The sequence below is a fragment of the Aerococcus sp. HMSC23C02 genome (assembly GCF_001806805.1).
GTDB lineage: Bacteria > Bacillota > Bacilli > Lactobacillales > Aerococcaceae > Aerococcus > Aerococcus sanguinicola.
The window spans coordinates 1-1,221 of the sequence record NZ_KV786055.1; the positions used below are offsets into that span (position 1 = coordinate 1).

General features: G+C 45.9%; 1 protein-coding gene. It reads left to right on the forward strand.

Annotation, left to right across the window (positions count from 1 at the left end):
- Positions 1-1,221 (forward strand): MucBP domain-containing protein (locus HMPREF3090_RS09860; protein ID WP_210382191.1); only part of this gene is annotated, 1,221 nt, incomplete at both ends.

Genomic DNA, 1,221 nt, shown 5'->3' on the forward strand with positions numbered 1-1,221 from the left:
CGATTTCAACAACTCATAGTTCATCTGCCGCTTCAGGTCAGAATACACCTGGGATCTTTGTTGAACGTCACCGCTATGAAACCGTTGATGAGAACGGCCGTGTCGTGAGTGTTGACGATACGATCACAGAAACTCCGCAATATGGAACTGTCAACGAGCAATACACAACAGGTGCGGAAAATCGTCCAGGTTATACCTTCGTTCGAACCGAAGCTCCAAGAAATAATCCGACTTATTCGCCAGATGGACGGACAACCAGTGGAAACTTTAAAGCAGGTATGACCCAAGAAATCACTTATGTTTACCAAAGAAGACAACAACAAGTAGAGACTGGACCTGCTTATGAAATGACGGTTGAAGATTCTTCTTACCCAACAGAATTCCGTTATGATCCTTCTCTTCCTGCCGGTCAAATCCGCGAAATTCGACCAGGACAAGACGGTCGTGTGCGAGTTCTCTATGAACATGTGAATCCAGCAAACGTTCCTGACTTCAATCCTAATAACTTTAGATACATGCGGGGCCAATACTGGCGGGAAGTTTCTCGTGAAGTTGTTCAAGAGCCACAAAGTCAAATCTTTGGGTATAATTTTGAAGCGATTACTGAAACTAAGACCAATCCTGACGGCAGCGTCACTATTATCTATAACACTGGACGGCGGGTTGAAATTCCAGCAGCTAAACCTAAGGAACCACTGCTACCAAGTAAACCGATTGTTGAAACGACACGGGTAACCGACCGACACCCAGAAACTGGTAAGCAAGTGAGAGGCTCTCGGGTTACGATTAAGATCTTCAACCCAAATACTAACCGCTTTGAAGATGAGAAGGTTATCTTTATCCCAGATGGGCAAGACGGAACTGATGGAAACAACGGTACCAATGGAACATCTATTACTGCTAAGACTGAACGTGGTAAAGAAAATCCAGCCGATCCTAATAGTCCAAGTGGGTCATGGATCCGTGTTTATAAGGTGAACCCAGACGGAAGTCAAGGTGAGTTAATCTCTGAAACCTTCGTCAAAGATGGCGAAAAAGGTGATCCAGGTGAGCAAGGTCCACAAGGTGAGAAGGGTGAACAAGGTACCCCAGGCCAAGATGGTCAAGACGGCCGAGACGGAAAATCTGTTCTAGCTAAGACCGAACGCGGCACCAAAGCCGATGAAACAGGTAAAGACCGTCCAGGCACATGGGTAATCGTTCACGAAGACACCAACAATA